The organism is Mesorhizobium shangrilense (genome assembly GCF_028826155.1).
GTDB lineage: Bacteria > Pseudomonadota > Alphaproteobacteria > Rhizobiales > Rhizobiaceae > Arvimicrobium > Arvimicrobium flavum.
Map to the genome: position 1 here is coordinate 272,559 of NZ_JAQGPN010000001.1, position 13,110 is coordinate 285,668.

Annotated in this window: 15 protein-coding genes; all 15 read right to left on the reverse strand. The window is 65.9% G+C overall.

Annotated elements, in window-relative coordinates:
* Positions 1-2 precede the first annotated feature (2 nt).
* On the reverse strand, positions 3-953 hold the full coding sequence (locus PD284_RS01340) for an electron transfer flavoprotein subunit alpha/FixB family protein (protein ID WP_274626438.1): 951 nt from the start codon (positions 951-953) through the stop codon (positions 3-5).
* On the reverse strand, positions 953-1,702 hold the full coding sequence (locus PD284_RS01345) for an electron transfer flavoprotein subunit beta/FixA family protein (protein WP_274626439.1): 750 nt from the start codon (positions 1,700-1,702) through the stop codon (positions 953-955). The genes PD284_RS01340 and PD284_RS01345 overlap by 1 nt, the downstream gene beginning before the upstream one ends.
* Positions 1,703-1,764: 62 nt before the next feature.
* Positions 1,765-3,009: an acyl-CoA dehydrogenase family protein gene (locus tag PD284_RS01350; RefSeq protein WP_274626440.1), complete on the reverse strand. Its 1,245-nt coding sequence runs from the start codon at positions 3,007-3,009 to the stop codon at positions 1,765-1,767.
* Positions 3,010-3,235: 226 nt separating this feature from the next.
* Entirely contained in the window at positions 3,236-4,288 is a 1,053-nt protein-coding gene (locus tag PD284_RS01355; RefSeq protein WP_274626441.1) for an alpha/beta hydrolase family protein, read from the reverse strand.
* 39 nt (positions 4,289-4,327) lie between these two features.
* Positions 4,328-4,870 carry a gamma carbonic anhydrase family protein gene (locus PD284_RS01360; RefSeq protein ID WP_274626442.1) on the reverse strand — a complete coding sequence of 181 codons (543 nt, stop codon included), beginning with the start codon at positions 4,868-4,870 and terminating at the stop codon, positions 4,328-4,330.
* A 15-nt stretch (positions 4,871-4,885) separates the two neighbouring features.
* Positions 4,886-5,224 (reverse strand): cupin domain-containing protein, encoded by a 339-nt coding sequence (locus tag PD284_RS01365; RefSeq protein ID WP_274626443.1) that lies wholly within the window; start codon positions 5,222-5,224, stop codon positions 4,886-4,888.
* A gap of 10 nt (positions 5,225-5,234) precedes the next feature.
* Complete coding sequence (locus PD284_RS01370) at positions 5,235-6,239, reverse strand: quinone oxidoreductase family protein (protein WP_274626444.1); 1,005 nt, start codon at positions 6,237-6,239, stop codon at positions 5,235-5,237.
* A gap of 34 nt (positions 6,240-6,273) precedes the next feature.
* The gene (locus PD284_RS01375) at positions 6,274-7,152 is read right to left on the reverse strand and encodes a beta-keto acid cleavage family enzyme (protein WP_274626445.1); all 879 of its coding nucleotides are present in this window, start codon (positions 7,150-7,152) and stop codon (positions 6,274-6,276) included.
* A complete protein-coding gene (locus PD284_RS01380) occupies positions 7,152-7,913 on the reverse strand; it encodes an SDR family NAD(P)-dependent oxidoreductase (protein ID WP_274626446.1) in 762 nt (253 codons plus the stop codon). The genes PD284_RS01375 and PD284_RS01380 overlap by 1 nt, the downstream gene beginning before the upstream one ends.
* A gap of 4 nt (positions 7,914-7,917) precedes the next feature.
* Positions 7,918-8,841, reverse strand: a complete 924-nt coding sequence (locus PD284_RS01385; RefSeq protein WP_274626447.1) for a dioxygenase family protein — start codon at positions 8,839-8,841, stop codon at positions 7,918-7,920.
* A 23-nt stretch (positions 8,842-8,864) separates the two neighbouring features.
* On the reverse strand, positions 8,865-9,650 hold the full coding sequence (locus PD284_RS01390; protein WP_274626448.1) for a glutathione S-transferase family protein: 786 nt from the start codon (positions 9,648-9,650) through the stop codon (positions 8,865-8,867).
* A 54-nt stretch (positions 9,651-9,704) separates the two neighbouring features.
* Positions 9,705-10,748: a branched-chain amino acid ABC transporter permease gene (locus PD284_RS01395; protein ID WP_274626449.1), complete on the reverse strand. Its 1,044-nt coding sequence runs from the start codon at positions 10,746-10,748 to the stop codon at positions 9,705-9,707.
* Positions 10,748-11,626 (reverse strand): branched-chain amino acid ABC transporter permease, encoded by an 879-nt coding sequence (locus PD284_RS01400; RefSeq protein WP_274626450.1) that lies wholly within the window; start codon positions 11,624-11,626, stop codon positions 10,748-10,750. The genes PD284_RS01395 and PD284_RS01400 overlap by 1 nt, the downstream gene beginning before the upstream one ends.
* Before the next feature lie 10 nt (positions 11,627-11,636).
* The gene (locus PD284_RS01405) at positions 11,637-12,368 is read right to left on the reverse strand and encodes an ABC transporter ATP-binding protein (RefSeq protein ID WP_274626451.1); all 732 of its coding nucleotides are present in this window, start codon (positions 12,366-12,368) and stop codon (positions 11,637-11,639) included.
* On the reverse strand, positions 12,365-13,108 hold the full coding sequence (locus tag PD284_RS01410; protein WP_274626452.1) for an ABC transporter ATP-binding protein: 744 nt from the start codon (positions 13,106-13,108) through the stop codon (positions 12,365-12,367). Before PD284_RS01410 ends, PD284_RS01405 begins: the two co-directional genes overlap by 4 nt.
* Positions 13,109-13,110 lie beyond the last annotated feature (2 nt).

Consider the following 13,110-nt stretch of genomic DNA (forward strand, 5'->3'; position numbering starts at 1 on the left):
GCTTACGCGCTCGCTTCGCCCGCAACCATCGTGTGCAATTCCGGGACCGCCTCGAACAGATCCGCGACCAGGCCATAGTCGGCGACCTGGAAGATCGGCGCGTCGGGGTCCTTGTTGATCGCGACGATCACCTTGGAATCCTTCATGCCGGCGAGATGCTGGATCGCTCCGGAGATGCCACAGGCGATGTAGAGCTCCGGCGCGATGATCTTGCCCGTCTGGCCGACCTGGAGGTCGTTCGAGACATAGCCGGCGTCCACCGCGGCGCGGCTGGCGCCGATCGCTGCGCCCAGCGTATCGGCCAACGGCGCCAGAACCGTCTCGAAATTCTCGGCCGAGGCCAGCGCGCGTCCACCCGACACGACGATCCGAGCACCGGCAAGCTCGGGCCGTTCGGACGCCGACATCTCGTTGCGGACAAAGGAGGAGCGCTCGGGATCGGCGGGGATCGCCACCGCCTCGATCGGCCGCGCGTCCGACACGGTCGCGGCGGCGGGGAAGGACGAGGCGCGAACGGTCAGGACCTTCCTGGCGTCGGCGGAGCGAACGGTCTGGATGACGTTGCCGGCATAGATGGGGCGCTGGAACAGGTCCGGGCCTTCGACGGCGATGACGTCGGATACCTGCATGACGTCAAGGAGCGCGGCCACGCGGGGCATGACGTTCTTGCCGCTTGTCGTCGAAGGGGCGAGCAGCGCATCGTATCCGCCGGAAAGGCCGACGACGAGTGCGGCGACGGGCTCTGCGAGCCGGTTGGCAAGGCTGGGATCGTCGGCGAACAGCACCTTGGCGACGCCGTCCAGACGCGCGGCCGCCTCCGCGGCAGGCCGGCAGCCGGACCCGGCAACCAGCACATGGACCTCGCCGCTGATGCGGACTGCGGCCGAGACGGCCTTGGCCGTGGCCTCGTCGAGCTCTGTATCCTGGTGTTCGGCCAGAACGAGAATGGTCATCACAGGACTCCTGCTTCGGTGCGCAGCTTGTCGACCAGTTCGGCGACCGAGCCGACCTTGACGCCTGCCTTGCGGGTCGCCGGCTCGTGCACGCGCACGACGGTCAGCCGCGGCTCGACGGCGACGCCGTAGTCGGCAGGCGTCTTCTCCTCGATAGGCTTCTTCTTCGCCTTCATGATGTTGGGCAGCGACGCGTAGCGCGGCTCGTTCAGCCGCAGGTCGGCGGTGACAAGCGCGGGTAGCGGCAAGGCGACGGTCTGCAGGCCGCCATCGACCTCGCGGGTCACCTCGATCGCCGCATCGCCGACAGCGATCTTCGAGGCGAACGTGCCCTGCCCCCAGCCAAGCAGGGCAGCCAGCATCTGCCCGGTCTGGTTGCTGTCGTCGTCGATCGCCTGCTTGCCGACGATGACCAGATCGGGCTTCTCGGCCTCCGCCATCCCCTTTAGGATCTTGGCGACGGCAAGAGGCTCCACTGCGGAATCCGCGCGTACCAGCAGTCCGCGGTCGGCGCCCATGGCAAGCGCCGTGCGCAGCGTTTCCGCCGACTTGTCGGAGCCGATCGACGCGACCACGATCTCGGTCGCGCGGCCGGCCTCCTTTAGGCGAAGCGCCTCTTCGACGGCGATCTCGTCGAACGGGTTCATGGTCATCTTGACGTTTGCCAGATCGACGCCCGAGCCATCGGCCAGGGCACGCACCTTGACGTTGGGATCGGCAACCCTTTTCACGGCAACCAGTATCTTCATCTCGTCCTCCCTGCGGCCGGGGCGGGCTGCGCCCACAGGCGCCGCCACCCCAGCCGGCAACCTCAGTTCTCGGGGCCGGCGTACTTGCCGGCGGTGGCAGGGAACATGTTCTTGATGATCTTCATGCGGCTGACGTCCACCGTGGCGTCCATGTGCAGGAATATCGCAGCGTCGCGGAACAGCTTCTCGATGCCGAACTCGAGCATCGCGCCATTCCCGCCGTGAAGTTCGAGCGCATGGGTTGCGACCTTCATGATCTCCTCGGAAGCATAGACCTTCGCCATGTTGCAGAGGATGTCGGCATCGGGATGTGCTTCGTCGACCGCCTTGGCCGCGCGCTCGACCAGCGAGCGGACCGCCTCGATGCGGGTGGCCATGTCGGCAAGCCGCAGCGCCACGGCCTGATGCTTGATGAGGATTCGCCCGCCCTGGACGTAGTTCTGGACATAGTCCGCCGTGCGCTCGAAGCAAGCCACGCCGACGCCGAGGTTCTTCGCGGCCTGGATGATCTTGCCGGCGCGGAAGTACTGGCCGGCGGATGCGAGCGCGGTGCTCTTGACGAGCAGGTGGTCAGCCGGGACACGGCAGTCCTCGAAGACCAGCTCGCCGTTGTTCATGAAGCGGCAGCCCATGGTCTCGTTGCACTTTGTGATGGTGAGACCGGGCGTGCCGCGCGGCACCAGGAAGCTCGACGTGCCCTGCAGCATGCCGACCGACGGATCGGTGTTGGCGTAGACGACGTAGAGGCTGGCGTCAAAACCGTTCGAGATGAACTGCTTGCGGCCGTTGATCACCCAATGGTCGCCGTCCAGCACCGCCTTGGTGTGCATGGAGGCTTCCGGAACGTTGTAGGGCAGCCAGCGGTCGGATGCGCCGCGCGGCTCGGTCAGGCAGTGCGCCAGGAGAAACTTCGGATCCTCCAGGAGACGCGGGAACCACTTCTCCTGAAGGTGCTTGGGAGCAAACTGGCGCAGGACGATCGAGACCTTCCAGTTCTGGACGAGCTTGTCGGCAAGACCCGAATCACCGCGAGCGATCTCCTCGGAGATGAGGGCGAAGGTACGGACCTCGGTTTCCTTCTCGAGGTCGATGCCGCCAAACTCCTCAGGCACGCCGAGCGTGCGGACGCCGATCGCATCGGCGCCTTCGAGGACCGAATCCGGCAGGCGCTCGCCGGGGCTCATGTCCCATTCACGCTGCCAGTTCGAGCGGATGAAGGGGGTCACCACATCGTCCACAAACGACCGGCAGCTGTCGCGCATCAGGCGCTGCTCCTGCGACAAGGACCCATCGTCGGCGTGAATCATCTTCTGCTCCCATCAGTGTTGGCAAATGGCAGGTTTCATAGGCTTTCATAGGCCTGCCAAGGTGCCCTAACTGGTACCAGCCACGTTTATTTCCGATCAGGCCGCGGAGTCCCCTTGTGGTGGATTATCGTCCAAAATCGAGTGGACATTTCGCGCGCATGATCGGCAAACGGCAGGCGGGCCGCGGCGCTCCGCCCCGCCCCGCCGCTCTTCACACAACGGCTTCTCAGCCCCTGAAGCGATCCGCCAGCCAGTCGGCGACAAGCGGCCGATAGAGCCAGGGGATGTTGTTGCAGACGTGGTTGCCGGTCGGCATCACATGCAGTTCAGCGCCCGCAGTGCAGGCATCCGCGCATTTCTGCGCCTCCGACGGCGGAAAGATCTTGTCGCGCCCGCCATGCAGGACGAGTGCGGGAGCCGCCGGCGCGGGGGCGCCCGCAAGCGTGAAGCGGCGAGCGCTCTCTACCACATCGGCGCCGCCCAGCGCGAAGGTCATGTTGTCCTGGTAGACCTTCGGCAGGGCCGGCCAGAGCGCGCCGAGGTCGTAGAAGCCGTTGATCGAAATCACGCCCGCCAGGCCTTTGAGCGCGGACGCGGCCCGCAACGCGAGAAAGCCGCCGAAGGCCATGCCGACCAGCCCCACCTGACCCGACAGGCCCGGCTTGCCGCTGACCGCGGCGATCGCGGCGGCAATCGCCGGGGCAATGTCGGCGCGCAGATGGCCGTGCGCACGCCCTTCTCCCTGACCCGGGCCGTCCAGCGACAGCGTCGCCATGCCCCGGATGAGGAAGTGCCGCTCGAGTGCGGGGAACTCCTCCTTGGTGGAATCGGAGCCGGGGATGATCAAGGCCAGCGGATGCGGCCCGGCGCCCTGCGGCAGGCGCAGGCATCCGCGCAGGACCCCGCCCTCGAAGGGCACCTCGATCAGCTCGCCGGGAACTTCCAGCAAGGGCGCAGCCTTCCGGTAAAGCTCGACCTTGCGGGCGGCCGCCTTCTCCTTGGCCGCGAGGTCTTCGAAGGCCATGAACTGCCCGAAATGATAGAAGAGGCTGGCGCGGGCGAAGGCCTCTCCCGCGGTGATTCTCCGGCCGGCGGCGAGCGCCTCCGCGCCCATGGCGGCGTGGCGGTCACCCTCGGCGCTCCACGCGGGCAGCCAGTTTTCCCAGACGCCCGCGCTTTCGATCACGGCCTTGGCCGTGGCCGAGGGAATGCCGGCTACCTCCATGCGCGGGAGCCAGTGCTCGACCACGCTCAGCAACCTGTTTTCAGTCTCGCCCATTCTCAATGCCCTTCTTGGCGCCAGAGCGCCGTTGTGCGTTCACAAGTCGATCGGCTCGAGTTCGAGCGGATAGGATGCCGCCTTCGAACGGTATCTCGCCGCCCCGCCCGAGAGCCGTGCCGCAGCCTCCTGATGGAGCGCCTTCACGATCTTGGCCGGGATGCCGATCACCAGCGAGCCGTCCGGGACGACCATGCCTTCCCTGACGAGGGAGTTGGCGCCGACGAGGCATCGCTCGCCGATCCGCGCCCCGTTGAGAACGGTCGCGCCCATGCCGATCAGGCTGCCATTGCCGATGATGCAGCCATGGACGATGGCGTTGTGGCCGATGGTGACGTTCTCGCCGATCTCGACGGGGTAGCCGGGATCGGTGTGGACGACGCAGCCGTCCTGCACGTTCGAACCTGCACCGAGCGTGATCGGCTCGTTGTCGCCGCGCAGCACGGCATTGAACCAGATGCTGACGCCGTCGCCGATGCGCACATCGCCGACGACCACCGCGCCGGGGGCCACGTAGACGTCGCCATCTGCTGGCAGGGTGGGCGCACGTTCGCCCAGCCGGTACATCGTTGGCCTGGTCATGTCGCCTCCCGTCCGTCAGCCGTTCGTCGGCATCGCCAGGAGAACCGACGCCGGCGCGTTGGTCCGATTGGACAAGGCGCGCGCCTCGCCTGGCGCCAGCCGGCAGCTGTCGAGCACGCCGAGCGTTACCGCCCCGTCTGCCGTCTCGACGGTCACCTCGCCGGCGACCACGATGTAGATCTTCTCCACGGCGGCATCCTTCAGCGACGTGTGCCCGCCCGGCAGGAGATGCGACAGGCCGATCCATATGGTGTCGGTCGTCGTCGCCTCCTTGCCCTGCAGCCGCAGGCAGTGCATGCCATAGTGCTCCGGCGCCTCGTAGGCGCCGGCTTCGCTGTAGCGGGTGACTTGCATCGCGTTCCCCTTACGGCTTCAAGAGCACGCGCTCGGGGGTGCCGCGAAGCACCGAAGCATAGGCCTTCTGCGCATCGGCAAGCCCGTAGCAGCAATCCGGATTGATCGGGAACGGCTTGAGCAGCCCCTCCTCGAACTTCGGCTTCAGCCTGTCGAAGATCCGCGCGCCGTCGACAGAGGACAGCGCCAGCGTGTCGACGCCGATGTATTTGTGGCGGCCACGGAAGAAGTTGAAGATGTCGAAGGGCACCGCCCGGTCGAACGTCGAGATGAAGATCTGCCGCGCCTGCTTGGCCATGGCCTTGTTGGCGATCTCGAAATAGGGACTGCCGACCGTGTTGAAGACGATGTCGGCGCCATGGCCGTCGGTCATCTCGCGGACGATGGCGGCCACGTCCTGCGCGCCGCTGTTCAGCATCTCGACGGGTGCGTTGGTGTGGCCGATCAGCGGCTGGTCGTTATACTCGACGGCGATGACCTTCGCGCCGGCAAGGGTGGCGAGCTGAATCGCCGCCTGACCGACCTTGCCGTTGCCGCCGCAGACCAGGACGACATCGGTCGGCTGCGCGCCGCCGGCCTCGCGCAGGCCCTCAAAGGCGGTGATGAAGGGAACTCCGATGGAGCCTGCCTGCTCCATCGAGAAGTTTTTAGGCTTGGCGCGCACCGCCTTCTGGTCGAGCACCATCCATTTGCCGTGGCTGCCGTCCTGGCTGATGCCGAGTTCGCCGCCACCGCCCCAGACCTCCATGCCGATCATGTGCGATGGCCCCTCGCGGACGATGCCGCCGAAGTCGCGCCCCGGTGTGCGCGGCCAGATGGCGTGCGGCATGTGGCCGAGCGAAGCCTTCACGTCGCTCGGATTGACGCCGGCGGCCACAATCTCGACCAGTACCTGTCCCGGGCCGGGCCGCGGCACGCTCACCTCGACCACGTCGATCAGGAGGTTGTCGAGGTCGGGAGACTTCTGCGAGACCCTGAGCGCCTGGCCGGACCCGACGCCTGCTTGAATGTTCATCTGTTCCAATCTCCTTTACGTCGAGCCGCGCCGGTCAGGCTGCGAGCCCCAGCATTTCCCTGGCTTCCGACGGACTGGCTATCTGCCCGCCGAGCTTCTCGATGAGGTCGCGTGCGCGCTCCACGAGTTCGCCATTGCCCTTGGCGAGCACGCCCTTCGAAAGGTACGAGTTGTCCTCCAGCCCGACGCGGACATGGCCGCCGAGCAGGTAGGACTGCACGGCCATCGGGAAGGACATCCGGCCGACGCCGAAGCCGGTCCAGACGCAGTCCCGCGGCAGCAGGCGGGCGGCGAGCGCCATCACCTCCGGGGTGGCCGGGAAGCCGTATTTCACGCCGGTAACGATGTTGTAGAGGGTCGGCGCCCTCAGCGAACCCGCCTTCAGCATGTCGAGGGCCAGCTGGATATGGCCGGTGTCGAACACTTCCAGCTCGGGCTTGGAGCCAGCCTCATAGATCATGTCCGCCATGATCTTCACGTTGGCGGGCGTGTTGATCACCACCTCGTTGCCGAAGGTCATGGTGTTGAGGTCGAGCGTGGCGATCTCGGGCTTCAGCTCGAGGATGTGCTCGACGCGCCTTTCCGGACGCATCAGCGTCGTGCGCGGTCCGGCGACCGCCGGGTTCTCGTCGCTCGGATGGTAGCGGCCGCCGGGTCCCGTCGTGACGTTGAGAATCAGGGCGTTGTTCTTCGCCCGGATCCTCTCGACCACCTCGCGATAGTGTTTCAGCTCCATCGACGGCTTTGCCGTCTCAGGATCGCGGACATGGATATGCGCAATCGCAGCCCCCGCGTCCGCCGCCTCGAGGCATGCGTTGGCGATCTCCTCGGGCGTCACCGGCAGATCCGGATGGTGTTCGCGGGTGGTCAGATTGCCGGTGACGGCGCAGGTGATGATGACTTTCGGCTGCATCACAGATGCCTCCCCCCGTCGACGACAATCCGGCTGCCGGTCGAGAATTTCAGATGGGTCGCGCAGGCGACGATCGCCTCGGCGACGTCGGTCGGACTGGTGATCCGCTTGAGCGGCGTGGTCGCGGCGACCTTGTCGTTGAACTCCTTGCCGCGGCCGGGCACGAACTGGGTGTCGACTGCTCCGGGCGAGACCACCATCACGCGTATCTCCGGCGCCAGCGCACGGCCGAGCGAATTGGCCATCACATCGACGCCGGCCTTGGCGCCGCAATAGGCGACGTTGGAGCCGATGCCGGTGAAGGCGGCGATCGACGAGACGTTGACGACCAGGCCGTCGCCGGTCGCCTTCAGCGTCGGCGCAAAGGCGCGGATGGTGGCGAAGACGCCGCGCCAGTTGTTGATGAAGATGCGGTCGATCAGGTCATCGGTCAGCGCGTCTAGGTCGGCATGCGCCACCGGCTGGGTGATGCCGGCGGTGTTGACCAGGATGTCGACGCGCCCGAGCTCCTGGAGGACCGCGTCCCTGAACGCCTCGATCGTGACGGTGTCCTCGATCGCGACCGGCAGGGCGAGATGTCCGTCGCCCGCCAGCGCCGCCGCGATCTCCTCGGCCTTGTCCTTGCCGGAGCGATAGCCGACGACCACGACGGCGCCGGCATCGGCGAACAGACGGCAGGCCTCGCGGCCGATGCCTCCGGAGCCGCCGACCACGACCGCGACCTTGCCTTCGAGCGGCCGATGCGAATTCTCAATTGTCATCGAATCAGCTCTTCTTTCCCGAGATCGGCGGAACCGGGAAGACCGGCGTCCCCTCCACCAGCCTGAAGTCGTACTCGCAGGTGTAGAAGGGCAGCGTCGCGCCGGGATAGTCGGGATGGGGCTGGGTGTGCATCCGGAAGTCCCCGACGATCTGCTGCTTGGCGCCGAACACCACGTCGGTGGCGAGCGCCTCCGGGCTGTCGGAGAAGATCTGCGTGATCAGCGTCTTGTGCCCGGGTGCGGATACGATGAAGTGGATGTGCGCGGGGCGCATCGGCGTCCGCTTCTGGGCGCGCAGTAGCACGCCCACCGGACCGCCGGTCGGCACCGGGTAGCCTGCCGGCTTCACCGACTGGAAATGGAACCTGCCGTCGGCGCCGGAGGTGAACTTGCCGCGGAGGTTGCAGTCCTCCTGCGTCTCGTCCTGGTTCTCGTAGAGACCGACCGGCGAAGCCTGCCAGACGTCCAGCGCCGCGCCGGCGATCGGCGCGCCATCGGCGCCCACCACCTTTCCGGAGAAGAAAAGGGACGGTCCGGGCGTTTCCGAGCGCGCGATGCATTCGCCATTCGCGCAAGCCGGCGCATCGCCGCGATAGAACGGGCCGAGCAGCGCGGACATGGTCTCTCCCTGCATGCCGTCATTGTTGATCAGGTCGATCAGCGTTGACGCGCCGACCACGTCCGCTGCAAGCACAACCTCGTTGTGGAACTCGTTGGTGAACTGCCCGATCTCGACGATCCAGCGCAACGCGTATTCGAACTCCGCCTCTGTCGGGCGCGTCTCCAGCAGGAACTGGTGGAGATGCGTGACCATTGAGGTCATGATCTCCTTGAGGCGGGGATCGTCGGTGTCCGCCATCGCCGCGAGAACGGTTGGCGTGACATCCGCTTCTTTGGTGATGAGCTTTGCGATGCTCGTGGGATCCATCGTCAGTCTCCAATGCTCCGAAGTCAGGCTTCGGCAGGTTCCATGCGCTTACCTGCAAGCTGCAGGTGCGGGTATTTCTCGGTCAGCAGCGAGCCGTGGTAGTAGGTCCGGGCAAAGGCGTCGGTCACCCGGATGCGGTCGAGCCAGCGGCCGATGGCGGGCGCCTTGTTCCACATGCCGCCCAGGTTGATGTCGTCCATCCTGACGATGACCGGCATGATGCAGACATCGGCAAGGGTCAGGTCCCGGCCCGTCAGCCAAGGCCCGCCGTTGGCCTCCAGCCACGCCGCCATGCGGTCGACGCCGCGTTGCAGACGGCCCAGCGCCTCGTCCATCTCGGCCTTGGGAAAGCCTGTGCGGCCCATCTTCATGAGGAACTCGCGGCGCAGCGGCTTGCTGTCGCAAAGCGCCTGGAACTCCGCCTCGGTCATCGACTGGTAGTGCGGCAGGAAGGCGAGGTTGTAGGACGGTACCCGGATGGCCGGCGTCGGCACCTCGTCGATGAACCGCATCATCGCCCGCATCTCGGCGGCCTTCAGCGGATCCTTCGGCCTGAGCGGAGCCACGTCGCCCAGGATGTCCTCGAGATACTCGACGATGACCGCGGAATCGGTCACCGGCGCGCCGCGGTGCAGCAGCGTCGGCACCACGCCGTTGGGGTTGATCGCGAGGTATTCCGGCCTGAGCTGGTCGCCCTTGAACAGGTCGAGCTTGTGTTCCTCGAAGGCCCTGCCCTTGGCGTGAAGGACATAGCGGACACGTTGGCTGCAGGTGGACTGGGGCGCGTTGTAGAGCACGAATTCCGGCATGGCTTCTTCCTCTCGCGTTGGGCACGAGCCAGTTCTGGGTTCAGGGGCGGACGGCTAGTCCCAGTTGAGGACGCGCGGGAGCTTTCCGTTCCGCGCGAGGGTGCCGATGAGGCCCAGCGGGAAGAACATCAGCCCCAGCGCCATCACCAGGCCGGTGCCCAGGATGTTGATCTCGGACGCGCCCATGGTGGCGACGAAGATCTCGTTCAGCGCCACGATCAGGAGCGCGCCGACGACCGGCCCGGCGATGGTGCCCTTGCCGCCGAGGATGCACATCAGCACGAGGTTGGCCGAGACCAGGATGAGCAGGAAGATGTTGGGCCGCAGGTAGGTCAGGTACTCGCCCCAGACCGCACCCGTCATGCCGACGAAGAATGCCGACAGCGCGAAGGCCAGGACCTTGTAGAAGCGGGTGTCGATACCGGCGCTTTCCGCCTTGATCTCGTCCTTGGAGATGGCGCGCAGGCCGAGCCCGAACTTCGAATGCTTGATCTTGTAGCTCGCCCACACGGTGAAGGAGGCGATCGCCACCATCGCATAGTAGTAGGGCACCTTGGACCACTGCACCGACAGGTCGTTGGGCGGCAGGGTCAGGCCGTTGGCCCCGCCAATGAAGTGCCAGTTGTCGAACAGGATGCGGGCGATCATCAAAAGCGCGATCGACGAGATGATGAAGCTCGGGCCACGCACCTTGAGGGTGACCATGCCAACGGCATAGCCGACCGCGGCGGCGACCAGGCCAGCCAGCGGCGCGGTGATGATCGTGGAAATGCCGTAGCGCGCCAGGATCATGCCGGAGAAATAGCCGCCGATGCCGAAGAACACGGCGTGGCCGAGCGAGATGTAGCCGGCGAAGCCGCCGAGGATGTTCCAGCCCGAAGCCATGGCGACATAGGAAGCCGTGAACAGCACCAGGTGCAGGACGTAGTTGTAGTTGCCGACGAACTGCAGCAGCGGCAGCGCGACGAGCACGGCGAGGATCAGGAGCGGAAACCACGTCGCGCGGGCCTGGTCGGCCTTGCGCGACAGCTTTTCGTTCTGGACGCGACGCGCCTCGATCACAGCGCTGGCGCTGGAGTCCTGGAGGGAAACGGCCATCACGCCAGCTCCGGTTTTTCGCCGAACAGCCCCTGAGGCCGCACCAGCAGAATGATGAACAGGGCGAGGAAGAAGGTCAGCGTCGACCAGGTCGCGCCGATCCAGGCGCCGACGAAGGCGGCGACCACGGAGAGGACCAGCGCACCCACCACCGTGCCGAGGATCGAGCCCATGCCGCCCAGCACGACGACCGACATCAGCATGGCGATCCACTCCCAGTGCTTGGCCGGGAAGAAGCTGAACACGAAGCTGACAAGTGAGCCTGCCGCACCGGCGAGGCCGAGGCCGATGGCAAAGGCGAGGATGCTGATGAACTGCACGTTGACGCCGAGCAGTTCCGCCGCCTCGCGGTTCTGGGTCGTGGCGCGAATGGCGTAGCCGATGCGCGAGTATTTGAGGAACAGCGACAGCCCGGCGATGATCGCGAGCGAGACGATGCCGGCGTAGAGCTGCCCCTTCGGCACGAAGATGTCGCCGATGAAGAAGGCCTCGGTGGCATAATCGGGAGAGGTGACCCTCTGGGTGTTGGTGAACAGGCCGCCGAGCAGGCCTTCCACCATCATCGCCAGCGCGAAGGTCAGCAGCACCGTCATCTCGGAATACTTGGCGCTCTTGGCCTCGCGCTCGAACACCAGCCGGTAGAGCAGCACGCCGATCGCGGCCATGATGACGGCAGCCACTGGCAGCATCACGATCGGATCGACGCCGAACGACTTGAAGGCCAGGTAGGTGATGTATGCGCCGCCGATGATCAGCGACGGGTGCGCGAGGTTGACGATGCGCATCACGCCGAAGACGAGCGACAGGCCCGAGCCCATCAGGGCGATGACGCCGCCAAGCGCCAGGCCCAGGATCAGTATCTGCAATATCTCTGCCATGGGATCCCCGTCAGGCGGCCTTCTTGCCGCCGAGGTAAAGTTCCTGGATGCGCGGATCGGCCAGCACCTCGCTCGCCGGGCCTTCGAACAATGTCCTGCCGAGGTCGAGCACGACGCCCCAGTCGGCATTCTTGAGGCCCATCAGCGCGTTCTGCTCGACCAGGAGCACGGTGACGCCTTCCGCCGACATCATCTTCATGATGTCGAACATCTCCTGGACGATCTTCGGCGCGAGGCCGAGCGAAGGCTCGTCGAGCATGACGATGTCGGGTTTGATGATGAGCGTGCGGGCCATGGACAGCGTCTGCTGCTGGCCCCCCGACATGGTGCCGGCATGCTGATCGGCGCGTTCGCGCAGGATCGGAAACCGCTCGAGGATGCCGTCGATGCGGCGCTCCAGCTCCTTCTTGTCGTCGAGGATGAAGCCGCCCATGCGCAGGTTCTCGCGGACGGTCATCTTCGGGAACAGCGCGCGCTCCTGCGGCACGAAACAGATGCCCTTGCGCAGGATCTGGTCGGGGCGCAGGCCGTTCAGCCGCTCGCCCTTGAAGATCACGTCGCCCTTGCGGATCGACAGCATCCCGCAGATCGCCTTGAGCAGCGTCGACTTGCCCGCCCCGTTCGGCCCGATGATGCAATGCACCTTGCCGGGCTCGACGGTCAGATGTGCGCCGTCGAGGATGGCGGGGCCGTCGCCGTAGCCGGCCGTGATGCTGGTGACGTCGAGAAGGTTCATCATCATGCCGCCTCCTCAATGACGCCGCCAAGATAGGCGTCGAGGACATGCGGGTCCTTGCGGACGACTTCGGGCGTGCCGACGCAGATGACCTTGCCGTGCGCCATCACGACGACCTTGTGCGAAAGGCGCATGATCAGGTCCATGTTATGTTCGACGATCAGCACGGTCAGGCCCTTGTCGTTGAGCGCCCGGATGTGGCCGACGATCTCCTCCATCAGCGACGGGTTGACGCCGCCGGCCGGCTCGTCGAGGAGGATGATCTTGGGGTCCGACATCAGAAGCGCGGCGAGGTCCATCAGCTTCTTCTGGCCGTAGGAGAGGTTGTGGCCGTCCTCGTGCGCAATGCGGGTGATGCCGAGGAAATCGAGGATGGACATCGCCTTGTCCTTCTCCTCGCGCGTCATGGCCGGGCGGAAAAGACCGCGCAGGCCGTCGATCTTGGACTGCACGATAACGTTCTCGATCACCGTCATGTCGCCGAGATTGCGCGAGATCTGGAACGTCCTGCTGAGGCCCTTGGCCGTGATCTTATGGGGGCGCAGCTGGTCGATACGCTCGCCGTCCAGCCAGACCTCTCCCGAGGTCGGCACGGCTGTCCGGCTGATGCAGTTGAACGCGGTGGTCTTGCCGGCGCCGTTCGGCCCGATCAGGGCGGTGATCGACCCCTTCTCGACAGTGAAGGTCGCGCCGTCGACGGCCTTGATGCCGCCGAAGTGCTTGCAAAGATTCTTGACTTCGAGCATGC